This window comes from Kribbella sp. NBC_00889 (assembly GCF_045207705.1).
GTDB lineage: Bacteria > Actinomycetota > Actinomycetes > Propionibacteriales > Kribbellaceae > Kribbella.
Genome location: NZ_CP108783.1, coordinates 126,908 through 151,185, shown reverse-complemented (window position 1 = coordinate 151,185; position 24,278 = coordinate 126,908). Strand labels below are relative to the sequence as shown.

Here is a 24,278-nt window from a genome sequence, read left to right as displayed (position 1 = left end):
ACGAGATCCGGTGGCGGAATCACTAACTTCTTGACCAACGTCAGGTTCAGTTGAATCAAGGAGTGACATGAGTTTGCAGACCGGTGAGCTTGCGGTCGGGCGGTTGCCGCAGGACGGGACGCCGCGGACCGCGATCCGGGCGCACGAGTTGCGCAAGGTGTACGGACAGGGCGACACCGCGGTCGCCGCGCTCGACGGTGTGTCGGTCGACTTCGGCGTCGGCCGGTTCACCGCGATCATGGGTCCCTCCGGCTCGGGCAAGTCGACGCTGATGCACTGCCTGGCCGGGCTCGACACCCCGACCAGCGGCCAGGTCCTGCTCGGCGAGACCGAGCTGACCCAGCTGCCGGACGCCGAGCTGACCAAGATCCGCCGCGACCGGGTCGGCTTCGTGTTCCAGTCGTTCAACCTGCTGCCGATGCTGTCGGCGAAGGACAACATCCTGCTCCCGATCGAGCTGGGCAACCGCAAGCCCGACCAGCAGTGGCTCACCACGCTGATCGACGTACTCGGACTGCAGGACCGGCTCACGCACCGCCCGTCGGAGCTGTCCGGCGGCCAGCAGCAGCGCGTCGCCGTCGCTCGCGCGCTGATCGGACGGCCGGAGGTCGTGTTCGCCGACGAGCCGACCGGCAACCTCGACTCGCGCTCCGGCGCCGAGGTGCTCGGGTTCCTGCGCCGCTCGGTCCGCGAGTTCGGCCAGACCGTGGTGATGGTCACCCACGACCCGCTCGCCGCGTCGTACGCCGACCGCGTCGTGATGCTTGCCGACGGCAAGCTCGCGGGCGAGCTGCACGACCCGAAGCCGGAGACCGTGCTGGACGCGCTGCGGCAACTGGGGGCCTGACGTGCGACGCTCGATTCTCTCCTCGCTGCGCGCCCACCTGGGCCGCCTGGTCGCCGCCTGCCTGGCGATCGTGCTGGGGGTCGGCTTCGGCACCCTGGCGATGACCGCGCACGGGTCGGCGTCGCACGGCGTCGACACGACGATCGGAGCGCAGTACCGCGGCGTCGACGCCCTGGTCTTCCCGGAGAACGCCGAGATCACCGCGGCGGACCTGACCAAGGTCGAGAAGGTCCCGCAGGCCGCGTCGGTCGTCACGCTGACCACCGCCTACCTCGAGGCGTCGTACCCGGGGCTGGTCCGGGACGAGAGCGTCGAGGTCGACGCGCTCTACGACACCACCAAGATCGCCGGCCCCGGTACGTCGTCGGGCCGGTTGCCCACCGCAACGAACGAGATCGCGCTCCCGGCCAAGCCGGCGGACAAGCACAAGGTCTCGGTCGGCCAGAAGCTCCGCCTCAACTCGTGGAACAACAAGTCGTGGGACGTCACCGTGGTCGGCCTGCTGGACGACTCGAACTCGGTCGGCCAGGCGCATGCCGTCGCCACCCCGGCGGCGGTGAAGATCTTCGAACCGGACGGATCCACCCGGGCGGTCGCGATCGCGGCGAGGCCCGGCGTGGATCAGGAGGCACTCGCCGCCGCCGTCCAGAACGTCGTCCCGCAAGATCTGAAGGTCTACACCGGTGAGGAATGGATCGACCACGAGGTGAAGGGCTACACGAACGGCATCGACGTCCTCGGCGGTGTGTTCGGTATGTTCGCGGTGATCGCACTGTTCGTCGCCTGCCTGGTGATCGGCAACACCTTCACGATCGTGATCGCCCAGCGCACCCGCGAGATGGCGCTGCTGCGCTGTGTCGGCGCGTCTCGCCGGCAGGTGTTCTCCTCCGTGCTCGCGGAGGCGAGCGTGGTCGGCGTGGTCGCGTCCGCGATCGGCGTCGTGTTCGGGGTCGCGCTCTCCGCGCTGGCGCTGGCGCTCGCCCGCGAGTTCGACTGGGGCATCCCGCCGGTACCGCTGCACCTGGACGTGTGGTCAGTGCTCCTGCCGCTGCTGCTCGGGACCGTGGCGACCATCGTGGCCGCCGTCGTACCGGCTCGCCGGGCGACCCGGGTCGCGCCGCTGGCAGCGCCTCGCCCCGAGGCCGCTCCGGCCGCCGGGTCGAAGGCCGGTGTAGTGAGGCTGGTCCTCGGCTTCCTGTTGCTCGCGGGTGGTGGCCTGCTGCTGGCCGTGGGTGCGGGGAGTAGCCAGGTGATCGTCGGCGTGGCCGGCGGTGTGCTGTCGTTCCTCGGCGTTCTCGCGGTCGGTTCGCTCCTGGTACCGGCGCTGATCAGGGTGATCGGCGCGTTGCCGGCCCGTACCGGCGTACCGTCGCGGATCGCCGTCGCCAACGCGGTCCGGAACCCGAAGCGTACGGCGGCCACCACCTCGGCACTGCTGATCGGTGTGACCCTGATCAGCCTGACCTGCGTCGGGATCGCGTCGGTGCGCAAGACGTTCGACGTGTCGATGGACAGTCAGTACCCGGTCGACCTGGTGGTGCGGGCGTACAACGACAAGATGCCGGCCAGTGCCGAGCAGCAACTGCGTGACATCAAGGGCATCACGCAGTTGGTCCCGGTGAGCCAGGTGACACTGAAGGCCGGCGATCAGCAGGTACCGGTGACCGGGATCGACCAGGCCGCGGCCGGGTCGGTCATCCACGACCCGACGCTGGCCGGTCAGCTGAAGCCGGGTACGGCGCTGCTCGACTACCAGACCATGACCGGGTTGGACATCAAGAGCGGCACTCCGATCACGCTCGTCTCCGGTCAGCACAAGTTGACGGTCACGGCGCAGGGCGCGACCGGACTGGACCCGATGACGATCACGGCCGCCGACCTCGCGAAGCTCGTCCCGACCGCCGCGGTGAACGGGTTCTGGGTGGCGTCCGACCCGAAGGCGGACGGGTCGCAGGTGATCGACTCGGTGGAGCAGTCGATCCCGACGGTCAAGGATCTGTCCGTCAGCGGCGGCCTGGCCGAACGGACCAGCTACACGAAGATCTTCGACGTCCTGCTGCTCGTCGGCATCGGTCTGCTCGGGGTCTCGGTCCTGATCGCCCTGGTCGGCGTGGGCAACACGCTCAGCCTGTCGGTGCTGGAACGGACCCGGGAGAACGCGCTGCTCCGGGCCATGGGTCTGACCCGGCGCCAGCTCCGAGGGATGCTCGCGGTCGAGTCGTTGCTGATGGCACTGGTCGCGGCCGCGCTCGGCATCGTCCTCGGCCTGATCTACGGCTGGACCGGGACCAGCGCCCTGATGGGCGGCCAGACCGTCGACGGCGGCGTGGAGTACGCCGTACCCGTCACGCTGCTGGTCGCGATCGCCGCGGTCGCTGCGGTCGCCGGCCTGCTCGCGTCGGTCCTGCCGGCCCGGCGGGCCGCCAAGGTCGCTCCGGCCGGCGCCTTGGCAACCGAGTAGTCAGACGATCTCGACCCGATTCCCGTGGCCGTCGGCGGTGTGGAACCGCCGGCGTCCCGGGATCGTCTCGATGTCCCAGGTCACCGGATATCCGAGCTCGGTGAGCTTGGCAGCCAGCGCATCCAGGTTGTCCACGGCCAGCGCAGGGTGCGCCTTCTTCGCCGGCCGGAAGTCCTGCTCCACGCCGACGTGCACCTCCGCGGTGCCTTCCTTGAACCAGCAACCGCCTCGAGCCTTCAGCAACTCCGGCTTCTCCACCTCGGTCATCCCGAGCGCGTCCCGGTAGAAGGCCCGCGCGATGTCCTCCCCGCCTGGCGGACAGGACACCTGTACGTGATCAAGCCGCATCCTCAGCTCTCCTTCTTCTGAGCCACGGCAAAGATCCGCCGGAACGGCAGCAGAGTCCCGTAGTCCCGCTGCGGGTACGCCTCCGCCAACCGAGCGCCGTACTCCGCCTCGAACCGCACGCGTAGGTCGTCCGGCAGCGACTGCAACACCGGTCGCGCGCCGGTCCCCTTCACCCATTCGAGTACGGCGTTGTCACCTTGCAGAACGTGGAAGTACGTCGTCTCCCACGCGTCGACGACACACCCTTCAGCACTGAGTACGTCGATGTACTCCGCCGGACCAGGGACGTCAGGCCGTAGCGAGGTGTCCTTCGCGTACTCCGCGTACGGCTCGGTGGCGGCGAGTTCACGCAGGATCGCGTGCGACGGAGCGTTGCCATTGCCGGGGATCTGGATCGCCAGCCACCCACCTGGCCGCAGCGCCTTGACGAAGCCGGGCAGCAGGTCCACCTGCTCCGGGATCCATTGCAGCGTCGCGTTGGTCACGATCACATCGATCGAACCTGCCGGCGCAGACCATTCGCGTACGTCGCCGAGCTCGAACGTCAGCCGGTCGTCGGCGTACTCCTGTGCCGCCTCGAGCATCTGCGGCGAGTTGTCGACGCCGACGATGGTTGCCTCCGGCCACACCTCCCGCAGCGTGACGGTCAGGCCGCCGGGGCCACAGCCGAGATCGACGACCGTGCGGACGTCCTCGGCCCGGACCCGGCCGACCAGATCCGCGTACGGCCGGCCGCGTTCGTCGGCGTATGTTCCGTACTGCACTGGGTTCCACACCGGTGACGTGCGCATGGCGAGCACCTCTCTGACGCATTTATCTTGATGTCGAGATACTCTAGTCCTCCCACTTGTCTTGATGTCAAGACTCTTGATGACGTAATCTCGAAGCATGGATGACGAGGTCGACCGGCTGATCGAGGCCTGGCGCAGGGAACGCCCCGACCTCGACGTCGCGCCGATGGAGGTGCTGTCGCGGGTCAGCCGGCTGGCCCGGCACCTGGACCGCGCCCGCAGCCAGGCCTTCGAGACCCACGGTCTGGAGTCGTGGGAGTTCGACGTACTCGCCGCCCTTCGTCGCGCCGGAGCGCCGTACCAGCTGTCGCCGGGCCGGCTGCTCAAGGAAACCCTGGTCACCTCCGGCACCATGACGAACCGGGTCGACCGGCTCGCAGCCCGCAGACTCGTCGAGCGGCTCCCGGACCCGGGCGACCGGCGTGGCGTGCTCGTCCAGCTCACCACCACCGGCCGCGACGCGGTGGACGCCGCGATGGCCGATCTGCTCGCGCACGAACGCTCGCTGCTCGGCACGATCAGCGAGCGCGACCAGGCCAAGATCGCCCGGGTACTGCGCGAACTCGTCCGGCCGTTCGACCTGGAAAAGCACTGACCGGGTGCCGTTTGTATACATTCACAGGTGACTTTTTCCGGCCGCGGAGAAAGCCCGGGAATTGTGCCGGAATAATCCGAAAAGACGACCCGTCACCTCACCGGGGTTCCGATCGTTGCTAGTTGCAACGAGATCGAGAGGCTGCTGTAGCGGACGGCTATCGACACTGAGTGAGCACGCGCACTATGGTCCTCACTGTCGGTGTCCGATCGACCACGAAACGTCAAGAATACGGTGACTTCGGCGGCAAGAGGTGGTCCGCCGAAAGTGGCCGCGCGGTGTCCGGGGCTCGGGGCCCGAACAACGCCGGCCGGCACGGGGCCCGCTCACCCGGTAGGCGCGGCGCGCCCTCCGAAGAACAGGGGATCGGAGGACGCGCCGCGACTCGGTGGGATTTGATCACGCCGCGACTTCGCGGTGGAAAATCACCCGGGATTCGCGCTCATTCAGCGCGTTCGGCCGCCTCGAACCACGCGGTTTCCAGTTCGCCGCGTTCCTCGGCCAGCTTGCGCAACTCCGTGTCCAGCTCGGCCAGCCGCTCGTAGTCGCTCGCGTGCGTGGCGATCTGGTCGTGCAGCTTGGCCTCCGCCTCGGTGAGCTTCGCGAGCTGGCGTTCGATCCGGTTGAGTTCCTTCTTCGCCGCCCGAGCCACTGCCGCGTCAACGACCGGCTCGTCCGCCGGCGTCGATTCGTCGGACACCACGGGCTCGGAGGTCGAGGACGTGAACGTCGTACGGCGAGGGCCCCGGTCGGCGAGCTCCTCGATGTACTGGTCGACGCCACGAGGCAGATGCCTGACCCGGGCGTCGCCCATGATCGCGTAGACCATGTCGCTGACGCGCTCGAGGAAGTACCGGTCGTGGGTGACGGTGACGACGACACCCGGCCAGCTGTCGAGGAAGTCCTCGAGCACGGTGAGGGTCTCGACATCGAGGTCGTTGGTCGGCTCGTCGAGGATCAGTACGTTCGGTTCGTCGAGCAGGATGCGCAGCAGCTGCATGCGGCGCCGTTCACCACCGGACAGGTCCGAGATCCGGGTCGTCAGCTTGTCGCCGGTGAACCCGAACCGCTCCAGCAGTTGTGACGACGTGAGCTCTCCGCCCCGCCCCGCGAGGGCCGCCGTACGCCGGATCGCCGTGATGTGGTCGAGGACGGTCGCCGCACCGTCGACCTCGTCGAGGTTCTGCGACAGGTTGGCGGTCCGGACTGTCTTGCCCTGCTTGACCCGGCCGTGGTCCGGGGCGAGCTGACCGGTCAGCAGCCGCAGGAACGTCGTCTTGCCGGCGCCGTTCGGTCCGAGCAGCCCGATCCGGTCGGCCGGCCCGAGGCGAAACGTGACGTGGTCGAACATCAGCCGGTCGCCGAAGCTGAGGCTCACGTCCTCGGCGTCGAACACGTCCTTGCCGAGGCGCGCGGTCGCCAACTGGGACAGCGCCAGCTTGTCGCGCGGCGGCGGCTCGTTCTCGATCAGGGCGTTCGCGGCGTCAATCCGGAACTTCGGCTTGCTGGTCCGGGCCGGAGCACCACGCCGCAGCCAGGCGAGTTCCTTCTTCAGCAGGTTCTGCCGCTTCGTCTCGGAGACCTGGGCGCTCCGGGCGCGTTCCGCCTTCGCGAGCACGTAGGCCGCGTACCCACCGTCGTACGACGTGATACGGCCGCCCTGCACCTCCCACGTGTCGGTGCACACCGCGTCGAGGAACCAGCGGTCGTGGGTGACGACGATCAGCGCACCGGCCCGGTCGACCACGTGATCGGCCAGCCAGTTGACCGCCTCGATGTCGAGGTGGTTGGTCGGCTCGTCCAGGATCAGCAGGTCGACCTCGGTCAGCAGCAGCCTCGCCAGCGATGCGCGGCGGCGTTCCCCACCACTCAGGGTGCCGACGAGCGCGCCGTGGTCCACTCCGCCGAGCAAGTGCTCCATCACCGACCGCGTCCGCGGATCGGCGGCCCAGGTGTACGTCTCGACATCACCGAGCACCGCGTGCAGCACGGTCTGCTCCGGGTCGAGGTCGTCGCTCTGACCGAGGTACCCGAGCCGGAGGTCGCGATTGTGAGTGATCCGGCCGCTGTCGGGCTCCTCCCGCCGGGCCAGGAGCCGGAGCAGCGTCGATTTACCGTCGCCGTTGCGCCCGACCACGCCGACGCGCTCGCCCCGGCCTACGCCAAGACTTACCGAGTCGAGCAGTGTCCGGGTCCCGAAGCCCTTCGAAACAGCTTCCAGATTGACCAAGTTAGGTGCCGCCATAACGCGCCCCAGGGTAGCCGACCGGTGCGCACGTGCCAGGATCGTCCACGTGCTGAATCCCGCCTGGCTCGACGGCCTCTCCCTCGGCGACGTCGTGAGCGCCTCACCGGTGGACGGTGGGTACGCGAGCAAGACCTATCGCGTGAGTACGACGCTGGGCCGGTCGGTGATCGTGAAGACGCACGACGACGTACCGGTTGATCTGTATGCGCTCGAGGCGGATGGGCTCGAGGCGCTGGGCGTGCCGGGGGCGTTCGTCGTACCGAAGGTGCTGCGGGTCACACCGACGTTCATCGTTCTGTCCGACCTTGGGGCGTCGTCGCTGCCGGCGGACTCTGACGACTTCTGGCGTGATGCCGGCCGTCGGTTGGCTGTGCAGCACCAGCAGACCGCGAACAAGTTCGGCTATCACCAGGACAACTACCTGGGCGTCCTCCCGCAACGCAATCCGTGGAACGACGACGGTCACGCATTCTTCGCCGAGCACCGCCTGCTCCGCTACCTGGAAGTCCCCAACTGCTACAACGCCCTCTCCCCCGGCGACCGCCGCCGCCTGGAACGCCTCGCCAACTGCCTGCCCGACCTGATCCCGTCCCAGCCCGCGTCCCTCCTCCACGGCGACCTCTGGCACGGCAACCTCCTACCGGCTCCCGCCCTGATCGACCCCGCCGTCTACTACGGCTGGCCCGAAGCCGAACTCTCCATGCTCCACGGCTGCAGCAACATCCCCACCTCCTTCTACGACGCCTACCAAGAACTCCACCCCCTGAACCCCGGCTGGCTGGACCGCCTCCCCCTCCTCCACCTCCGAGAACACCTCTGCGTCCTGGCCCACTTCGGCCCAGCCCCCGAAACCCTCACCAAACTCCACACCACCCTGACTCGGTACTAGTCGCCCGCTCGCGCGCTCCTCGGAGCATTTTCGTCGCTAGGCGCAACTTTGTTTCCGAAGACCGGTTCGTCCGGGTGCGGGCAGCGCGTTCAGGGTTCGGTCATTGGCGGTTGAGGTGGACCAGGTATTCATTGTGGTTCAAGGGGTTTCCGTCGGTTCGAGGGCGGGTTGGGGCTGGGGTGGGGACGGGGTGGTGGGTGTGGAAGGTGGTGGTGAGGAGGGCTTCGCCGTGGGTGAGGGTGGGGAGGTGGGACTCGAAGGGGTGCGTGGTGGCGGCGGGGATGGTGCCTTCGAGGTGGGCGTGGTCGGGGTGCAGGGTGGTGTGCTCGACCAGGCCGCGGGATTCGGCGAGGTGGCCCAGCACGCGGGAGATCGAGTCGGGCGGGATGTCGAGCTCGAAGTGGTTGATGGGCTCCAGCACCGTCGTCCCGGCGTCATGGATGGCCTGCATCAGGACCGGCGGGACCAGGCGACGGAAGTCGGCGGCGGTCGTGCCCACGCTGCTGTATTCGGTGTAGGTGAGGTCGATCCGGCAGCTCGGAATCTCCCAGCCCGACAAACCCTGCTGCAGGGTCTGCCGGACCGTCTCCTCGATCGCCGTGTGGAACGCCCGCGGGAGCGCCCCCAGCTCGACCTCGAGCCGGTAATCGATGCCCTCGGCAAGCGGTGAGACGCGGAAACCGACCCCCGCCACCCAAGGGTTGCCGGCAGCACCCATCTCCCGGTACGTCGTTCCCACGCCGTCCACCCGTTCGACATAGATCGGACTGGTCTCGCTGAAGGTGACCGCCAACCCGTATTCGCTTTCCAGCAACGAGGCGATCACCTCCTTCTGCACCTCGCCGTACAGGCTCACAGTGAGGTCCTCCGCCTTCCGGACGCGGATCAGCGGGTCCTGCTCGGCGAGCTGGGTGAGCGCCTGGAAGAGCCTCATCCGATCCCCGGCAGAGACGACGGTTTCGAGCGTCGGTGGCGCGAACAGTTGCCCGACCCCGGCCGACGGCACGCCGAGCTGATCGCCGATCCGGATCTCCTTCAACCCGCGCAACGCCACGATCTGCCCAGCCTCTGCTCGCTCGACGGACCGCCGCGACCCGCGCTCGAAGACGTCCACGGCCGTCGGGCGAGCCTGGTACGACGGGCCGTCCGCAGGGTGCACGTCGACGTACGCCCGGGACGAGAGTGAACCGGCGAACACCCGAGCCGACGCGATCTTCTGCCCGGCCGCACCCCGCTCGACCTTGAACACCCGTGCCCGCAGGTCGTCCGACGGGCCAGCCGTTGCCCGCGGCAACCACGACCGAATGCCTTCGATCAACTCCGGCACCCCGTCGCCCGTCATCGCCGACCCGAAGTACACCGGATGAACCTGCGCAGCCCCCGCCTGCCGCCGCAACTCGGCCGCATAGTCGTCCACCGACAACGAGTCGTCCAGATACCCGGCCAGGAACTCGTCATTGCGCTCGGCAAGCAGTTCCCCGAGTCCCTTGTTCTGCAGGGAGAACGGCGAGAACCGCGCCGCCCGCGTGCCGAGATCCCGCACCGATCCCATCGGTACGGCGGAGGTCGTCAGCAACCGCGCGATGTCTGCGAGCAACTCGCCGTACCGGGCGCCGACCCGGTCGATCTTGTTCACGAACAGGCACGTCGGGATGCGCAGCCGGGCCAGCGTCCGCATCAGCAGGCGGGTCTGGACCTGCACACCCTCGACCGCCGAGATCACCAGCACGGCGCCGTCCAGCACGGACAGCGCCCGCTCGACCTCGGCGATGAAGTCGGAGTGGCCGGGGGTGTCGATCAGGTTGACACTCAGGTCACCCAACTCGAACGACACCACCGCCGAGCGGATGGTGATGCCACGTTTCCGCTCGAGGTCCATCGAGTCGGTCTGGGTGTCGCCCGCATCGACCCGGCCGACCCGGCCGATCACACCGGCGGCGTACAGCAGCCGCTCGGTCAGGCTCGTCTTACCGGCGTCGACATGCGCCACAATGCCCATCGTCAGAGAGTTCAAGGGTCCTCGCGAATACGTCGAAGTGATCAGTCCTGTCGAGGTAGATCACTGCGCGGCGCATCCCGGTCTCCTGTCACTGGTCCTGGTCATTCGGACCTTCGATGGCAAACGCTTGGATGGTAACCCCGGGCCCGGTACGTCGCGAGCGATTTTCCCGTCAGCCCTTTCAGGAGGCGATCGGCGCCGACTAACCTGCCGCCCACGCAGCCGCCCAGGTCCCGTTACATACTTCGCGGAACGGGACTTCCAGGGCGGCCGCTGGGGAGGACAAGGAGTTCTCATGTCTCTGACGGACGACTATCTCGCCGCCGCCATCACCCGGGGTCCCACGCCGAGCGCGATCCGCGCGGCGGTCGACCCGAAGCTCGACGCCACCACGTTCCTCGGCCGGTCGCTCAGCCGCCCGGCCTTCCTGGACGCGGCCGAGTACGGCCGGCTGACAACCGACCTGGATCTGCTGCACTCTGCCCTGACCCGGCTGCCGGAGCGCGTGTTCAACGGCGACCTGGGGGCGTTCGCTCGCGCGGTCGGCCTGACCGAGGCGCAGACCGAGGCCGTCGTTCGCGGTCGCGGGCCGGCTCCGAGCCGGATGGGTCGCGCGGATCTGTACAAGGACGAGCAGGGCTTCCATCTGCTCGAGATCAACATGGGCAGCACCGTCGGCGGGGTGGACAACCCGGTGCTGAACCGGGCGTTGCTGGAGCTGCCGTTCTTCGCCGAGTTCACCGACGAGCACCGGCTCACCTTCACCGAGACGATGGAGGAGGTCGTCCGGACGATCCTGACCGAGGCGAAGGTGCCGACCGGCGTACGGCCGGTGATGGCGATCGCCGACTTCCCGGACAGCTATCCCGACCTCGAACGGCAGTTGCACAAGAGCGCCGCGATGCTGGCGCCGATGGGGATCGACGCGCTCCCCTGCCCGGTGGACGCGCTGACGTACACCGACGACCGGGTGTGGCTCGGCGATCAGGCGATCGACGTGGTGTTCCGGTTGTTCATGATCGAGGACCTGCTGAAGCCGGGTGCGGTCGAGATGCTCGAGCCCGTCCTGCAGGCGGCCGAACGGGGGCACGTCGCGATCTTCACCCCGCTCGACGCCGAGCTGTACGGCAGCAAGGGATCGCTCGCGCTGCTGTCCGACGAGGCGTACCGCGATCGCTATCCGGCCGACGAACTCGCGGTCCTCGACCGCATCCTCCCGTGGACACGGATGGTCCGCACTGGTCAGGTCACCGTCGACGGACGGCAGGCGGATCTCCGGGAGTACGCGATCGCCAACCAGCAGGAGCTGGTCCTCAAGCCGACCTCGCTGCACGGCGGGGACGGCGTACTGCTCGGCTGGCAGACCGACGCGGCGACCTGGGCCGACCGGCTCGACACTGCGATGGGCAACCCGTGGGTGCTGCAACGCCGGATCCATCCGGTGCCGGAGACGTTCCTGACCGATGACGGGGACGAGCAGTGGTTGCTGACCTGGGGAGCGTTCCTGGTCGCCGGCGGCCTGGGCGGATTCCTGATCCGCGGATCGCGTGATCTCGACGGTGGCGTGGTCGGCATGTCCACCGGCGCGACCGGCGGCTGCTGCTTCTTCCAGGCACCATAGTCAAACGTTCGCTTCGTCCGGCGGTCTGAAAACCCCTTGTTTTCAAGGGTTTTCAGGCTGGCGGGTGACGGCTCCAGGGAGTAATCTCGCGGACTGCGACCGGCCCTGTGAGGAGAGTGATCGGGGATCGGCCGCGCACATTGCCGCCCCGAGGTAGGAGCCGCCGCATGATCACCTCCACCGGTGTGACCGTTGTCGTCGTGCCGCCGGCGACGGCCAACGGGCCGCTGCACGTCGGGCACCTGTCCGGGCCGTACCTGGCCGCGGACATCGCGGCCCGGGCGGCGCGGGCGCGCGGCGAGCGGGTGGTGACGACCGCCGGCTTCGACGTCCACCAGAACTGGGTGCTGACCCGCGCCGAGAAGGAGGGCGTCGACGTCGAGAAACTGGCCGCCGCCTACCGGGACGAGATCGTCGAAGCACTGGATGCCGCCAGAATCCAGTACGACGTGTTCCTCGACCCGCAAAGTACGGCGTACCAGCACGGCGTCACCACCCTCGCCGCCGACCTGACCGAGGCCGGCCGGTTCCCCATGCGCAGGCTGACATTGCTGGCCTGCGAGGACTGCGGACGCACGCTGCACCAGTCGTACGTCGTCGGCACCTGCGCCTGGTGTGGATCGGAGGCTGCGGGTGGCGGCTGCGAGGGTTGCGGCGGCTACACCTCGGCGGAGAACCTCGTGGACCCGGTCTGCAACCGCTGCGGTGGCGCGCCGAAACCGTTCCAGGCGAACGTCCCGGTGCTGTCGATGGAGGACTACCGCCAGGAACTGATCGAGATCTGGTTGCGCGCCGAACTCCCGGACCGCGCTCGCCGGATCGTCACGCACTACCTCGAGCACCGGCTGCCCGACATACCCATCGCGTATCCGACCAACTGGGGACTCAGAGGCACCGGCCCGCACGAGGGTCTGCGGCTGGAGGTGTACGCCGAGGTCGGGTTGTCCACCGTGTACGGCGTCGCGCAGTCGTTGCAACCCGGGGCGCTGGGACTGGAGAAGACCTCGCGGGCGTGGTCCGAGGTCGGCGCGCTGTGGCACTTCAACGGGATCGACAACGGGTTCTACTTCGCCCTGTTCTGGCCCGCGGTCTATCTGGCCTGCGGGGTGCCGCCAGAGGCGATCGGCGGGGCGCAGGTGAACGAGTTCTACACGCTCGACGGCTCGAAGTTCTCGACCAGCCGGAACCATGCGATCTGGGCGAACGACTTCCTGCACGACGAGGACGTCGACATCGTGCGGCTGTATCTCGCGTGGGACCGGCCCGACCGCTACGCCAGTGACTTCACGGTGTCGTCGTACCGGGAGTTCGAGGCGTACGTGCGACCGCTGCTCGACGGTGCGGTCAAGACGTCGGCGGTGCCCGCCGTACTGGCTGAGGAGGACGTGAAGCGGGGTGCGGCGGCGTTGAGGCCGCGCGGTTTCGATCCGGCGCTCGCGGTCCGGTCGGCGCTGACCGGGCTGGCTGCGAGTGCACCCGGAGTCGATCAACTGCTGTCGATCCTGATCGGGCGGTGACATGGACGTCCCGAACTACGACGGCCGGATCTTCCGCCCGCTCGGCAACCCGCCGGACGCACCAACCGGCCGCTACCACCAGAACGGCAAGCTGATCTGGGCCGAGTTCGGCGGCGGCCGCCTGTACTTCGGCCGCCTCGTCGGAACGTGTGACGACGACGGCGTCATCACCGCCACCTACTGCCAACTCGCCACCGACGGCACCGTCACCGCCGGCCAGGTCACCAGCACCCCCGCCTACACCCCCGCCGGCACCCTCACGCTCACCGAGCACTACCACCGCCTCGACGGCGCCACCGGCACCTCAGTAATAGAAGAGGTAGACCCTTCCCTGGCCCCACCCCCACCCGATTCCCTGACCGGCTGAGCACTACACCGAGGAGCCGGGGGTGTCACGTCAGGCGATCGAAGTCTTCGGCGATCGCTTGATTGGTCTCCGCGGAGTCCCACTCATCCGCGCGCACGATCCGTCCGGCGAGCGACCCGCGACCGGCAGGCTGCAGCCGCCCGGGAGTCTCTTCCTGCTGTTCGTCCATGATTCTGCCTAGCGGTTGGCGGGGGCGGGGAGGATTCGGGCTCCGGGGACGGGGGCTTCGGCTTGGCGGACCATGCGGCAGAGGCCGGACTCGGCGAGTTCTACTGCGAGATCGACGGCGCTGCGGCTGTCGGCGGCGAGGAACAGGCAGGTGGGACCGGAGCCGGACACCTGGGCCGCGAGGGCGCCCTGGTCGAGGCCGAACTGGAGGGTGTCGCCCAGCTCGGGGCGCAGCGAGAGAGCGGCCGCCTGGAGGTCATTGCCGAGGGCAACTGCGAGTGCGTCGGGCCGGCCGGAGAGCAGTGCGGTGAGGAGCTCGGGGCGTACCTCCGGCGACTCGACCCGGCGAAGCGGACGCAGCCGGTCCAGCTCGCCGTACACGGCCGGCGTCGACAGTCCACCCTCGGCAATCGCGAAGACCCAGTGGAACGTACCGCGCGACATCACCTCGGTGACCTGCTCGCCGCGGCCGTGGCCGAGCGCGGTGTGGCCGACCAGACAGAACGGTACGTCGCTGCCGAGCTCGGCCGCGAGATTCTGCAACTCGGTCTGTGACAACTGCAGGCCCCACAGCCGATTGCACGCCACCAGAGTCGCTGCCGCGTCAGTGGATCCGCCGGCCATCCCACCGGCGACCGGGATGGTCTTCCGAATCGTCAGCGCGACGCCTTCCTCGACGTCGTACTCCGCCTGCAGCAACCGCGCCGCGCGGACGGCGAGGTTCGTCTCGTCGGTCGGTACGTCGGCCGCGAAGTCACCGACCGCCTCGACCGAAACCGCCGCGTCGTCGTCCCGCACCACCGCGGTCACATCGTCGTACAGGGCAACGGCCTGGTAGACCGTGGCGACGGGGTGATACCCGTCCGGGCGCGGCGGACCGACCGACAGACCGAGATTGATCTTGGCCGGCGACCGCACCGTGACCTCAGCAGAAGGTGACACGCGGACAGGCTAGTGCCTTATGCAGGTGACGCGTCGTGTCCTGCGCCTGCGAGGGCGGCGAAGTCCGTGATTCCCAGCATCTCGCCGCGCAGGCCCGGATCGATGCCTGTGACGCGGAACACCTGGTCGAGGCGATCGCGGTCCGGCATCCAGCGCGCGAGCGCCGAGCGGACGGTCTTGCGCCGCTGCGAGAACGCCGCCTCGATCACCGCGAACACCTCCTGCCGGCTCGCACTGGAGACCGGCGGTTCCCGCCGCTCGAAGGCGACCAGCCCGGAGTCGACGTTGGGCGCCGGCCAGAACACGTTCCGCCCGACCGGGCCGGCCCGGCGGACCTCGGCGTACCAGGCGGCCTTCGCGGACGGTACGCCGTACGTCCGCGAACCGGGCGGGGCGGCGAGCCGGTCGGCGACCTCGGACTGGACCATCACGAGCCCGTGCCGCAGCGACGGCGAGACCTCGAGCAGATGCAGCAGCACCGGTACGGCGACGTTGTACGGCAGATTGGCGACGCACGCGGTCGGCGATCCGATCTGTTCGGGACCGACCGTCATCGCGTCGGCCTCGATCACCGTGAAGTCACCGGCCTGGTCCGGGGCGTACGTCGCGATCGTCGACGGCAACGCGGACGCGAGCACCGGATCGATCTCGACCGCGGTGACCGGGTGCCCGTCGGCCAGGAGAGCCAGTGTCAGCGACCCGAGGCCGGGGCCGACCTCGAGCACCGTCTCTGCGGCCGTCAGCGCAGCGGCCTTGACGATCCGGCGGACCGTGTTCGGGTCGATGACGAAGTTCTGGCCGCGCTGCTTGGTCGGGCGGACGCCCAGCGCGGCGGCCAGCGAACGCACTTCCGCCGGACCGAGAAGTCTCGGTCCGGCGGAAGTGGATGAATCAGACGAGGTCACCCCGTCAGTGTGTCAGGCTCGCTGGCCACACACTGGCCAGGCGCCGTACCCACCGCGGTCGGCCTTCACCTTCTCCGCGATCGCGATCTGCTGCGCCTTGGACGCACCGTTCGCGTTGTAGGCGTAGGCAGTGCCGCCGTAGGCCGCCCACGTGCCGTGGTCGAACTGCAGGCCGCCGTAGTACCCGTTGCCGGAGTTGATCGACCAGTTGCCACCGGACTCGCACTCGGCGATCCGGTCCCAGGCACCGGTGTTGCCACTCGCCGGCGGCTCGGTGTCGGTGGTCGGCGGCTCCACGGGCTTCGCCTTGGTGCCGACGAGGACCTTCTCGTCGACCGGCGCGGTGACCACCTTGGTCGTGAGCACCTTGCTGGTCGTCAGCTTGCCGTCCAGGTAGGTGTACACATAGGTGACCGCCTTCGAGCCGTTGGTCCCCTTCGTGGTGGTCTTCTTGGTGCCCTCGAGCATCGTGGCCGACTTGGTCTCGTCGGTCCCGTGCGCGATCGCCAGGGTCTTGGTGACCCGCTTGACGTCGACCTTCACGTACCCGACCCGGTTCACACCGGGCTTGAGGGCGGTGGTCGCCGCCGGGCTGATCCGGTCGTCGGAGTCCCAGGCGATCTTGGCGCCGGTGAGAGCCTCACCGACGGTCGAGGCCATGGACTTCACGGTCGCGACCTTGCCCTGCCGGACGATCTGCACCGTCTTCGGGGTCTTGACCACCAGCTCCAGGCCCTGGCGCCCGATCGGCGCGCTCCGGCTGGTGGAGAACACCGCAGCGCTGTCGTACCGCAGACCCAGGTCGGCCAGCGCCTCGTTCACGCTGTCCTCCGTGGTCCAAAAGGCCTTCTTGGTGCCGTCGGCGTCGACGATCAGCTGGCGGCCGTACTGCACCGCGATCTCCTGGCCGTCCTTCAACTTCGAGTCCGGTGACGGGGCGACGACGTCATGCTCGCCGATCTGAACTTTCTCGGCCTTCAGGGCGTCTGCCACGGTGGAGCCGAAGGTGTGCACCTTCTGCACCTGGCCGTCGACGGAGAGGCTCACGGTCTTGCTTTTCGCGGCGTACGCCACGGAACCGCCCGCAACGGCGAACGCAGCCGTCGCACCGACGACCGCGATGATGGACTTACGCACTAACGCTCCCAGGTAGGGCCACCCGGGCACGGGGGCGGACAGCGCTGGCGTAAGGCCGCAAGCTCCGGGTAATTCAGGGCCCGGGGACCACGGTCATCGCCGAGGGGCGCGCTGCCCGGAACCTTCCCCGATCCCGGCCAATATCACGAGACAGTAACGAAGATGTCCCGGAAGCGCCAATCCTCTCGTCGGCGAGTCGCAAAATAGGGTAATGGGCCAGTTACGCCAGGTGATGGCCCCACTGCCCTCGATGCACCACTTCGCCCGTGTTCCGGCGGCCTCGTTTCAGCGACGGGGAGCGCTTGTCCGGGGCCCGGTGGCCGACCGCCAGCAGGCCGATCAGGTCGAACCCGGCAGGCACCCCGAACTCGTCGTACAGCGTGCCCACCTTGTCCGCTGGAGGCCCGAAAAAGCACGCTCCCAGGCCTTCGTCGACGACCGTCTGCAGCATCAGCAGCACGGCCATCCCGGTGTCGACGTACCAGTACGGCGCCGTCCAGTGGGACTCGTCGCGGTCGGTCCAGCCCTTGTCCGCTTCGGCGTACCGATCGAGGTACGCGTCCTTGTGCGCGAAGGCGAGGACCAGCAGCGGCGCCCGACGCAATCCTGTGAGCCATCCCACATACTTCTCGTCGGGGTCGGCGGCCGCGATTCCCCAGTACCGCTCCCGATCGTCACCCTCCAGGGTCAGGAACGCCCACCCCTGGCTGAATCCGCCGGACGGGGCGTGCAGACCGTTCTCCAGGATCCGTTCCCGGACCTCTGCCGGCACCAGCCGGTCGGGGTCGAAGTTCCGCACCATCCGGCGCCGCCGCACTACCTCACTGAACTCCATGGGCACTGTCTACCAGCCGCGCCAGCAGGTAGGCCTCGGTGCCCGCGAGCCCGACCGAGCAGAAGATCACCGTCTGCTCGGCACTCGTCCTCCCCGGAGCGTCCCCGGCGAGCACCGCACCAAGACTGGTCAGCCGATCGTGCTGCGGGCTCCCGACCAGGATGAACGGCGGGTCGTACGCCGACGTCTGCGGGATCGAGTCGGTCACCGCGACATCCGCCCTGGCAACCAGGTCGGGACCGAACTCGGCCCGGCCAACCTGCTTGGGTCCGAGGGTCGTCACATACGCTCCCGGCGCGATCCAGCCGGCCTCGATCACGGGTACCGGACTGTTCGTCGCGAGTACGACGATGTCTCGCCCCTCGACCGCGTCCCGCGTCGACTCCACCGCGTCCGCGAGCAGTCCCAGCTCCGCGGAAACCCTTGCTGCAAAGGCGTTCCGGCGTACCAGGTCACGACTGAAGATCGCGACCGACGACAGCGGACGGACCGTGGCGATCGCCCAGAGCTGGGTCCACGCCTGGGTGCCGGTCCCGATCAAACCGAGGGTCGTCGCGTCCGGATTCGCCAGTGCGCCGACAGCGACACCACCGATCGCACCGACCCGTCGCGGCCCCAGTTCGTTGCCCACAGCAATGCCCCGGACGGCGCCGGTGCTCCAGTCGTGCACCACGACCACCTGGCTGCCGGGATCGGTGTCGAACGAGTCGTACGACCGGTAGCCGAACCACTCCCCCGTCAGCGCTCCCGTGGTGAACACGAGCCGGCCGTCGCCCAGGACAGTGCTGACCCGCGGCGGAGTGTGCAGTCGCCCCGCGTGGGCGGCCAGGATCGCCTCGCGCATCCAACCGACCGCGGCGGCGGGCTGGAGCCGGGCCGTGATGTCGGCGTCGGTGAGGACGTCTACCACGAGCCGCCGAAGGCCCGGTCGGCGTTGTCGCTCAGCGCACCGCACAGTTCGGCGACCGAGATGTTGAGTACACCGGCCATCTTCCGAGCCGTGTGCGGGATCAGGTACGACGCGTTCGGCTGGCCGCGATGTGGAGACGGGGTCAGGTACGGCGCGTCGGTCTCGACCAGGACGCGATCGAGCGGAGTCACCGCCAGCGCGTCGCGCAGCGACTGGGCGTTCTTGAACGTCACCACGCCGGCGAAGCTCAGGAACGCGCCCCGGTCGACGCACTTGCGGGCGAACTCGGTGTCGCCGGAGAAGCAGTGCATCACCAGCCGGTCCGGCACGCCCTCGCGGTCCAGGATCTTCAGGATGTCGTCGTGGGCGTCGCGGTCGTGGATCATCAGCGTTTTGTCCAGCCGCTTCGCCAGCTCGATGTGCGCGGCGAACGACTCGTGCTGTGCGGCCCGCCCGTCCTCGCCGGTGCGGAAGTAGTCCAGCCCGGTCTCGCCGATCACGCGAACCTTGTCCGAGGTCTGCGCCAACCGCTCGATCTCGGCCAGCGCGCTGTCCAACTCCCCTGCAGCCTTGAGTTTCGGCGCTTCGTTGGGGTGCAGAGCGACGCCCGCGATCAGGTTCGGGTACTGCTCCGCGGCCTCGACCGCCCAGACCGCGCCCGGCAGGTCACAGCCGACCTGGACGATCCGGGTGACGCCGACGGACGACGCCATCCGGATCGCCTCGGCCGGGCTCAGCCAGGCGCCGTCCTCGCCGTCGGCGATGTCGAGATGGCAGTGCGCGTCGACCACGCTCATCGGCAGCGGGTCGGGCAGCGCCGGACGGCGCCGGTCGCGCGACCGGCCGTCCTCCCCGATCGCCGCGCGTTCCCGGGTCGGCCGGTCGACCTCCACACCATCAGCAGACATGCTGCCCAGGTTACTGACCTTCTGCAGCTTCTTTGACCTTGGCCACGAGCATCTCCCACATGCCCTGGGAGTGCTCGGCCTCCTCCTCGCTCGCGTTGTTGTCCTGCGTGAGCTTGAGGTGGGTCGCGTCGTCGCCGGTCAGCTCGTAGGTGAGCGTGTGGTAGTTCTCGGGCACGTCGGGCTGTCCGGTCAACGGGCTGAAATGCGTCAGCCTCAGCAAGCGGCCGGACTCGACCTCGAGGACCTCGCCCTTGTCCTGATAGGGCTTGCCCTCCCACTCACCGCTCCAGGTGATCGGACTGCCGACCTGCCAGTCCGTCTCCACCTCGGCACCGAACCACAGCTGCTTCAGTTGCTTCGGATCGGTCAGCACCTCCCAGACCTGCGCAGGAGTCGCCGCGATGTCGGTCTCGGCAGTCGCCAGGTAGCCGGTCATTGTCATCAGCTCCTTTCTGCTTCGACCGTACGACCGTCGTCGCCTTCGCGCTTGTACAAACGCGTCAGTTCCGCGTCGACCACTTCCTGCCCCAGCTTCGTGAACACCGGCGTCGGCGGCCGCACAGGAGTTCCCGGTACGACGGGCTCCGATTCCCAGCGTGGTTGCGTGGTGTAGTCGCCGGTGATGATCGGGTACGACGGCCCGCCGTCGAGATCGTCGGCCTCACGAACCTCCGGCTGCGGCTGGAACGACCCTGTCCCGCCCAGCGTCTCGTGCACCTTCTGCGCCGAGTGCGGCAGGAACGGCGCGAGCAGCCGATTGCTGTCGGCCACCACCTGCGCGGCGACATGCAGGATCGTCGCCTTCCGCTCCTGATCGGACTCCTTCCAGGGCGCCTGCTGGGAGAGATACTGGTTGGCGTCCGCGGCGTTCTTCATCGCTGCCCCGATGCCGAGCCGGAGCCGGTGGTGCCCGAGGTGATCGCCGACCGTCCCGAACGCTTCCTTGCTGCTGGCAAGCAGTTCGCGATCGGCCCGGGTCAGCTCCCCGGCTGCGGGGATCGCGCCGAAGTTCTTCGCGATCATCGACGCGGTCCGGTTCACCAGGTTGCCCCAGGTGCCGACCAGTTCGTCGTTGTTCCGGCGGACGAACTCCGACCAGGTGAAGTCGGAGTCGTGCGTCTCCGGCCCGGCGACGGCGATGAAGTACCGCAACGCGTCCGGCCCGTACCGCTCCAGGACGTCGCGGACATAGATCACCACCGACCGCGAGGACGAGAACTTCCGCCCTTCCTGGGTCAGGTACTCGCTGCTCACGACCTCGGTCGGCAGGTTCAGGACGCCGTACGGCCCGGGCGAGGCGTTGTAGCCGAGCAGTTCGGCCGGCCAGATCTGCGCGTGGAAGGTGATGTTGTCCTTGCCCATGAAGTAGTACGACAGCGCCTCCGGATCGGACCACCACTTCCGCCAGGCCTCCGGATCACCGGACCGCCGGGCCCACTCAATGCTCGCCGAGAGGTACCCGATGACCGCGTCGAACCACACGTACAGGCGCTTGTTCGGGTTGTCCTCCCAGCCCGGCAGCGGCACCGGGATGCCCCAGTCGATGTCCCGCGTCATCGGCCGCGGGCGTACGTCGTCCAGCAGGTTCAGCGCGAACTTGAGGACGTTCGGCCGCCAGCCGGTCCTGGTGCGGAGCCACGCCCCGAGCGCATCGGCGAGGGCCGGGAGATCCAGGTAGATGTGCTCGGTCTCCACGAAGACCGGCGTCTCACCGTTGATCCGGCTGTGTGGGTTCCGCAGGTCGATCGCGTCCAACTGGTTGCCGCAGTTGTCACACTGGTCGCCGCGCGCACCGTCGTACCCGCAGATCGGGCAGGTGCCTTCGATGTAGCGGTCCGGCAGGGTGCGGCCGGTCGACGGCGAGATGGCGCCCAGCCCGGTCCGTGGGACGAGATATCCGTTGCGGTGAACGGTTCTGAACATCTCCTGTGCCACGGCGTAGTGGTTGCGCGTGGTCGTCCGGGTGAACAGGTCGTACGACAGCCCGAGCGCCTGTAGGTCCTCGACGATGACCCGGTTGTACCGATCGGCGAGCTCCCGCGGGGTGACGCCTTCCCGCTCCGCCTGGACGAGGATCGGCGTACCGTGCTCGTCGGTCCCGGACACCATCAGTACGTCGTTCCCAGCCATCCGTTGATACCGGCTGAACACATCGGACGGAACGCCGAAGCCGGAGACATGGCCGATGTGCCTGGGACCGTTCACGTACGGCCAGGCCACGGCGGACAGGATGCTGGTCATGCGCCCGACTGTAGAGGCCGGGCGCAGCACCAGGCGACCGAGTTAGACCTCTTCGAGCCGCGGGAAAAGCGGGTCGCCCTTGGTCAGGGTGGCGCCGGCGGGGAGCTGGCCCCAGGTGGCGGCGTCCTGGACACGCTGGTCCTTGAGCGCGCCGAGCTTCTCCTCTGCGCCGAGCAGGGTCCACAGCTTCGCGGCCGACTTCGGCATCGTCGGGTTGTGCAGTACGGCGACCGCCCGCAGCGCTTCGGCGGCGGAGTACAGGATCGTGGCCAGGCGATCCCGCTGGGTCTCGTCCTTCGCGACCTTCCACGGCTCCTGCTCGGTCACGTAGCCGTTGACCGCGCCGACCAGCTCGTTGATCGCGGCCAGGGCGTCCTGGAACGCGAGCGTGTCCATCGCCTTGTCCGCGGTCGCGACGGTCTGCGCGAGCTTGTCCGCCAGTGCCTGCTCGGCCAGCCCGTGGTCCGCCGGCTTCGGCAGCGCACCGTCGAAGTACTTCCCGACCATCGCCGCGATCCGGCTGGCCAGGTTGCCCAGGCCGTTGGCGAGCTCCGAGGTGTAGACCGCGCTCAGGTGCTCCCAGGAGAACGACCCGTCCGACCCGAACTGGATCGTGCGCAGGAAGTAGTAGCGGAACGCGTCCGACCCGAAGTGGTCGGTGATCTCGTGCGGCGCGATCGCGGTCAGCTTGGACTTGCTCATCTTCTCGCCGCCGACCAGCAGCCACCCGTGCGCGAACACCTGCTTCGGTACGGCGACCTCCGCGGCCATCAGCATGGCCGGCCAGATCACCGCGTGGAACCGGAGGATGTCCTTCCCGACCAGATGTACGTCGACCGGCCACAACCGCTCGAACCGCTCCGGGTCGGTGCCGTAGCCCGCCGCCGTCACGTAGTTCAGCAGCGCGTCGATCCAGACGTACAGGACGTGGTCCTCGTCCCACGGCACCGGGATGCCCCAGTCGAAGGTCGACCGGGTGATCGAGAGGTCCTGCAGGCCCTGCTTGACGAACGCGATCACCTCGTTGCGGGCGCTGGCGGGAGCGACGAAGTCCGGCTGGGATTCGTACAGCTCCAGCAGCTTGTCGGCGTACGCCGAGAGCCGGAAGAAGTAGTTGGTCTCGGAGACCTTCTCCAGCTCGGTGCCGTGGATCATGCACCGCTGGGTGCCGTCCTCGTCAGTACGGATGTCGGTCGGCAGCTTGAACTCCTCGCAGCCGACGCAGTACAGGCCCTCGTACTCGCCCTTGTAGACGTCGCCCTTGTCGTAGAGCTTCTGCCAGAACTCCCGGACCCGCTCGGTGTGGCGCTGCTCGGTGGTCCGGATGAAGTCGTCGTACGCGATGTCGACGTCGACCCAGGCCGGCTTCCAGGACTCCTCGACCAGCTTGTCCGTCCAGGCCTGCGGGGACATGCCCTGCGCCTCGGCGCTGCGCATCACCTTCTCGCCGTGCTCGTCGGTACCGGTCAGGTACCACTTCTGCTCGCCACGCTGGGCGTGCCAACGGGTCAGGACGTCCCCGGCCACCGTCGTGTAGGCGCTGCCGATGTGCGGCGGGGCCGTGACGTAGTAGATCGGGGTGGTGACGTAATAGGCCTTCTCGGACATAGGAAAAGGGTAGTGCCGAACGCCAGGGCTATTTACCGGGGTCTCGGGCGGCCAGGACGGCGTCGTACACGGTGCGCTTCGGGACGTTGAAGCGCTTGGCGACGTCCGAGATGGCCTGCTTGCGCGGTGTACCCGCCTCCTCGTCGGTCGCGACCTCGGCGGCGAGCTCGGCAGGGGTGAGGACCTTGTTCGGATCCGCGCCGGACACGACGACCGTGATCTCGCCCCGGACGCCGTCCTTGGACCAGGTCACGAGCTCGTCGAGCGGGCCGCGCTTGACCTCTTCGTACGTCTTGGTGAGCTCCCGGCAGACCGCCGTACGACGATCCGCGCCGAAGGCCTCCGCCATCGCCTCGAGGGACGCGGTCAGCCGGTGTGGCGCCTCGAAGAACACCATCGTCCGCGGCTCGTCCGCGAGGTCGGCCAGCCGCCGGGCCCGCTCCCCGGGTTTCCGCGGCAGGAACCCCTCGAAGGTGAACCGGTCCACCGGGAGACCGGACAGCGCCAGGGCGGTCAGCACCGCCGACGGCCCCGGTACGGCGGTCACCGCGACGTCTGCGTCGATCGCGGCGGCGACCAGCCGGTATCCGGGATCCGAGACGCTCGGCATGCCCGCGTCCGTCACCACCACGACGGTCTGCCCCGAGGTCAGCGCCTCCAGCAGCTCCGGCGTCCGCTCCCGCTCGTTCCCCTCGAAGTAACTGACCACCCGGCCCGCGATCACGATCCCGAGCTCCGAGGTCAGCCGCCGCAACCGCCGCGTGTCCTCCGCGGCCACCACATCGGCTTCGCCCAGCACTCGCCCCAGCCTCGGCGAGGCGTCCAGCCCGTCCCCGATAGGAGTCCCCGCCAACACCAATCGCCCGGTCATGCCGCTGAGTCTAGGGCGCGTGCATCTCGACAGGAGGTGTCGGTTTCGAGACGTCCGATCCCCGCCTGAG

Annotated in this window: 22 protein-coding genes; 7 read left to right on the top strand and 15 right to left on the bottom strand. The window is 68.5% G+C overall.

The window, feature by feature from the left end; translation table 11 throughout:
- Positions 1 to 67 precede the first annotated feature (67 nt).
- Together OG817_RS00715 and OG817_RS00710 are read left to right on the top strand one after the other, a co-directional pair.
- Positions 68 to 847, top strand: coding sequence for an ABC transporter ATP-binding protein (locus OG817_RS00715; RefSeq protein ID WP_406051477.1), 780 nt, complete (start codon positions 68 to 70; stop codon positions 845 to 847).
- 1 nt (position 848) lies between these two features.
- Entirely contained in the window at positions 849 to 3,308 is a 2,460-nt protein-coding gene (locus OG817_RS00710) for an ABC transporter permease (RefSeq protein WP_406051476.1), read from the top strand.
- Here the strand turns inward: OG817_RS00710 and OG817_RS00705 are convergent, their stop codons facing one another.
- Both OG817_RS00705 and OG817_RS00700 read right to left on the bottom strand, forming a co-directional pair.
- The gene (locus tag OG817_RS00705) at positions 3,309 to 3,656 is read right to left on the bottom strand and encodes a VOC family protein (RefSeq protein WP_406051475.1); all 348 of its coding nucleotides are present in this window, start codon (positions 3,654 to 3,656) and stop codon (positions 3,309 to 3,311) included. It lies immediately after the preceding gene.
- Positions 3,657 to 3,658: 2 nt separating this feature from the next.
- On the bottom strand, positions 3,659 to 4,447 hold the full coding sequence (locus tag OG817_RS00700) for a methyltransferase domain-containing protein (protein ID WP_406051474.1): 789 nt from the start codon (positions 4,445 to 4,447) through the stop codon (positions 3,659 to 3,661).
- Positions 4,448 to 4,544: 97 nt separating this feature from the next.
- Here OG817_RS00700 and OG817_RS00695 point away from each other — a divergent pair, with 97 nt between their 5' ends.
- On the top strand, positions 4,545 to 5,042 hold the full coding sequence (locus OG817_RS00695) for a MarR family winged helix-turn-helix transcriptional regulator (protein WP_396396956.1): 498 nt from the start codon (positions 4,545 to 4,547) through the stop codon (positions 5,040 to 5,042).
- A gap of 442 nt (positions 5,043 to 5,484) precedes the next feature.
- On the opposite strand, the gene OG817_RS00690 is transcribed toward OG817_RS00695, so the two are convergent.
- Complete coding sequence (locus OG817_RS00690) at positions 5,485 to 7,287, bottom strand: ABC-F family ATP-binding cassette domain-containing protein (protein ID WP_406051473.1); 1,803 nt, start codon at positions 7,285 to 7,287, stop codon at positions 5,485 to 5,487.
- 49 nt (positions 7,288 to 7,336) lie between these two features.
- Between OG817_RS00690 and OG817_RS00685 the strand changes: the two genes are divergently transcribed.
- Complete coding sequence (locus tag OG817_RS00685) at positions 7,337 to 8,179, top strand: fructosamine kinase family protein (RefSeq protein ID WP_406051472.1); 843 nt, start codon at positions 7,337 to 7,339, stop codon at positions 8,177 to 8,179.
- A 100-nt stretch (positions 8,180 to 8,279) separates the two neighbouring features.
- On the opposite strand, the gene OG817_RS00680 is transcribed toward OG817_RS00685, so the two are convergent.
- On the bottom strand, positions 8,280 to 10,178 hold the full coding sequence (locus OG817_RS00680; protein ID WP_406051470.1) for a GTP-binding protein: 1,899 nt from the start codon (positions 10,176 to 10,178) through the stop codon (positions 8,280 to 8,282).
- 295 nt (positions 10,179 to 10,473) lie between these two features.
- Between OG817_RS00680 and OG817_RS00675 the strand changes: the two genes are divergently transcribed.
- The 3 genes from OG817_RS00675 to OG817_RS00665 all read left to right on the top strand — a co-directional run bounded on the left by OG817_RS00675 (position 10,474) and on the right by OG817_RS00665 (position 13,683).
- Entirely contained in the window at positions 10,474 to 11,799 is a 1,326-nt protein-coding gene (locus OG817_RS00675) for a hypothetical protein (RefSeq protein ID WP_406051469.1), read from the top strand.
- Positions 11,800 to 11,966: 167 nt separating this feature from the next.
- Positions 11,967 to 13,316: a class I tRNA ligase family protein gene (locus OG817_RS00670; RefSeq protein WP_406051468.1), complete on the top strand. Its 1,350-nt coding sequence runs from the start codon at positions 11,967 to 11,969 to the stop codon at positions 13,314 to 13,316.
- A 1-nt stretch (position 13,317) separates the two neighbouring features.
- Positions 13,318 to 13,683: a hypothetical protein gene (locus tag OG817_RS00665; protein WP_406051466.1), complete on the top strand. Its 366-nt coding sequence runs from the start codon at positions 13,318 to 13,320 to the stop codon at positions 13,681 to 13,683.
- Between the two features lie 25 nt (positions 13,684 to 13,708).
- On the opposite strand, the gene OG817_RS00660 is transcribed toward OG817_RS00665, so the two are convergent.
- The 11 genes from OG817_RS00660 to rsmI all read right to left on the bottom strand — a co-directional run bounded on the left by OG817_RS00660 (position 13,709) and on the right by rsmI (position 24,208).
- Entirely contained in the window at positions 13,709 to 13,852 is a 144-nt protein-coding gene (locus tag OG817_RS00660) for a hypothetical protein (RefSeq protein ID WP_406051464.1), read from the bottom strand.
- An 8-nt stretch (positions 13,853 to 13,860) separates the two neighbouring features.
- Positions 13,861 to 14,793, bottom strand: coding sequence for a 4-(cytidine 5'-diphospho)-2-C-methyl-D-erythritol kinase (locus tag OG817_RS00655; protein ID WP_360442170.1), 933 nt, complete (start codon positions 14,791 to 14,793; stop codon positions 13,861 to 13,863).
- A 17-nt stretch (positions 14,794 to 14,810) separates the two neighbouring features.
- The gene (gene rsmA / locus OG817_RS00650; RefSeq protein ID WP_406051463.1) at positions 14,811 to 15,698 is read right to left on the bottom strand and encodes a 16S rRNA (adenine(1518)-N(6)/adenine(1519)-N(6))-dimethyltransferase RsmA; all 888 of its coding nucleotides are present in this window, start codon (positions 15,696 to 15,698) and stop codon (positions 14,811 to 14,813) included.
- A 12-nt stretch (positions 15,699 to 15,710) separates the two neighbouring features.
- Complete coding sequence (locus tag OG817_RS00645) at positions 15,711 to 16,835, bottom strand: ubiquitin-like domain-containing protein (RefSeq protein WP_406051462.1); 1,125 nt, start codon at positions 16,833 to 16,835, stop codon at positions 15,711 to 15,713.
- Between the two features lie 220 nt (positions 16,836 to 17,055).
- Positions 17,056 to 17,670 carry a nitroreductase family protein gene (locus OG817_RS00640; RefSeq protein ID WP_406051460.1) on the bottom strand — a complete coding sequence of 205 codons (615 nt, stop codon included), beginning with the start codon at positions 17,668 to 17,670 and terminating at the stop codon, positions 17,056 to 17,058.
- Positions 17,657 to 18,580, bottom strand: coding sequence for an ornithine cyclodeaminase family protein (locus OG817_RS00635; protein ID WP_406051459.1), 924 nt, complete (start codon positions 18,578 to 18,580; stop codon positions 17,657 to 17,659). Before OG817_RS00635 ends, OG817_RS00640 begins: the two co-directional genes overlap by 14 nt.
- Positions 18,574 to 19,488, bottom strand: coding sequence for a TatD family hydrolase (locus OG817_RS00630; RefSeq protein WP_360442185.1), 915 nt, complete (start codon positions 19,486 to 19,488; stop codon positions 18,574 to 18,576). The genes OG817_RS00635 and OG817_RS00630 overlap by 7 nt, the downstream gene beginning before the upstream one ends.
- Positions 19,489 to 19,498: 10 nt before the next feature.
- Entirely contained in the window at positions 19,499 to 19,924 is a 426-nt protein-coding gene (locus OG817_RS00625) for an SRPBCC domain-containing protein (protein WP_396396935.1), read from the bottom strand.
- A gap of 5 nt (positions 19,925 to 19,929) precedes the next feature.
- Positions 19,930 to 21,729 (bottom strand): methionine--tRNA ligase, encoded by a 1,800-nt coding sequence (metG, locus tag OG817_RS00620; protein ID WP_406051458.1) that lies wholly within the window; start codon positions 21,727 to 21,729, stop codon positions 19,930 to 19,932.
- Between the two features lie 42 nt (positions 21,730 to 21,771).
- The gene (metG, locus tag OG817_RS00615; protein WP_406051456.1) at positions 21,772 to 23,337 is read right to left on the bottom strand and encodes a methionine--tRNA ligase; all 1,566 of its coding nucleotides are present in this window, start codon (positions 23,335 to 23,337) and stop codon (positions 21,772 to 21,774) included.
- A gap of 28 nt (positions 23,338 to 23,365) precedes the next feature.
- Complete coding sequence (rsmI, locus tag OG817_RS00610; RefSeq protein WP_406051455.1) at positions 23,366 to 24,208, bottom strand: 16S rRNA (cytidine(1402)-2'-O)-methyltransferase; 843 nt, start codon at positions 24,206 to 24,208, stop codon at positions 23,366 to 23,368.
- Positions 24,209 to 24,278: the final 70 nt, after the last annotated feature.

Bases quoted from the DNA above. Each gene is read 5' to 3' on its own strand.
- OG817_RS00715 (WP_406051477.1), top strand. From the start codon at position 68: ATGAGTTTGCAGACCGGTGAGCTTGCGGTCGGGCGGTTGCCGCAGGAC.
- OG817_RS00705 (WP_406051475.1), bottom strand. From the start codon at position 3,656: ATGCGGCTTGATCACGTACAGGTGTCCTGTCCGCCAGGCGGGGAGGAC.
- OG817_RS00700 (WP_406051474.1), bottom strand. From the start codon at position 4,447: ATGCGCACGTCACCGGTGTGGAACCCAGTGCAGTACGGAACATACGCC.
- OG817_RS00695 (WP_396396956.1), top strand. From the start codon at position 4,545: ATGGATGACGAGGTCGACCGGCTGATCGAGGCCTGGCGCAGGGAACGC.
- OG817_RS00690 (WP_406051473.1), bottom strand. From the start codon at position 7,287: ATGGCGGCACCTAACTTGGTCAATCTGGAAGCTGTTTCGAAGGGCTTC.
- OG817_RS00680 (WP_406051470.1), bottom strand. From the start codon at position 10,178: ATGGGCATTGTGGCGCATGTCGACGCCGGTAAGACGAGCCTGACCGAG.
- OG817_RS00675 (WP_406051469.1), top strand. From the start codon at position 10,474: ATGTCTCTGACGGACGACTATCTCGCCGCCGCCATCACCCGGGGTCCC.
- OG817_RS00670 (WP_406051468.1), top strand. From the start codon at position 11,967: ATGATCACCTCCACCGGTGTGACCGTTGTCGTCGTGCCGCCGGCGACG.
- OG817_RS00665 (WP_406051466.1), top strand. From the start codon at position 13,318: ATGGACGTCCCGAACTACGACGGCCGGATCTTCCGCCCGCTCGGCAAC.
- OG817_RS00660 (WP_406051464.1), bottom strand. From the start codon at position 13,852: ATGGACGAACAGCAGGAAGAGACTCCCGGGCGGCTGCAGCCTGCCGGT.
- OG817_RS00640 (WP_406051460.1), bottom strand. From the start codon at position 17,670: ATGGAGTTCAGTGAGGTAGTGCGGCGGCGCCGGATGGTGCGGAACTTC.
- OG817_RS00630 (WP_360442185.1), bottom strand. From the start codon at position 19,488: ATGTCTGCTGATGGTGTGGAGGTCGACCGGCCGACCCGGGAACGCGCG.
- OG817_RS00625 (WP_396396935.1), bottom strand. From the start codon at position 19,924: ATGACCGGCTACCTGGCGACTGCCGAGACCGACATCGCGGCGACTCCT.
- metG (WP_406051458.1), bottom strand. From the start codon at position 21,729: ATGACCAGCATCCTGTCCGCCGTGGCCTGGCCGTACGTGAACGGTCCC.
- metG (WP_406051456.1), bottom strand. From the start codon at position 23,337: ATGTCCGAGAAGGCCTATTACGTCACCACCCCGATCTACTACGTCACG.
- rsmI (WP_406051455.1), bottom strand. From the start codon at position 24,208: ATGACCGGGCGATTGGTGTTGGCGGGGACTCCTATCGGGGACGGGCTG.